This is a genomic window from Isoptericola croceus (assembly GCF_029382255.1).
Classification (GTDB): Bacteria; Actinomycetota; Actinomycetes; order Actinomycetales; family Cellulomonadaceae; genus Isoptericola; species Isoptericola croceus.
The window spans coordinates 1-265 of the sequence record NZ_JARLLG010000369.1 but is presented as its reverse complement, the minus strand read 5'-3'; the positions used below and the strand labels follow the sequence as shown (position 1 = coordinate 265).

The 265-nt window shown below is 46.4% G+C and carries 1 rRNA gene; it reads left to right on the top strand.

From position 1 onward, the window contains the following. A 23S ribosomal RNA gene (locus PZC42_RS21655) occupies window positions 1-265 on the top strand; the annotation flags it as partial.

The following is a 265-nucleotide window of genomic DNA, read 5'->3' as shown; positions in this document are numbered from 1 at the left end:
AAAGACCCCGTGGAGCTTTACTATAACTTCGTATTGAAAATTGGTTTAGCATGTGTAGGATAGGTGGGAGACTTTGAAGCTGGGACGCTAGTTCTAGTGGAGTCAACCTTGAAATACCACCCTTGCTAAATTGATTTTCTAACCCGTTCCCCTTATCTGGGAAGGAGACAGTGCGTGGTGGGTAGTTTGACTGGGGCGGTCGCCTCCTAAAGAGTAACGGAGGCGTTCAAAGCTACACTCAATATGGTCAGAAACCATATGCAGA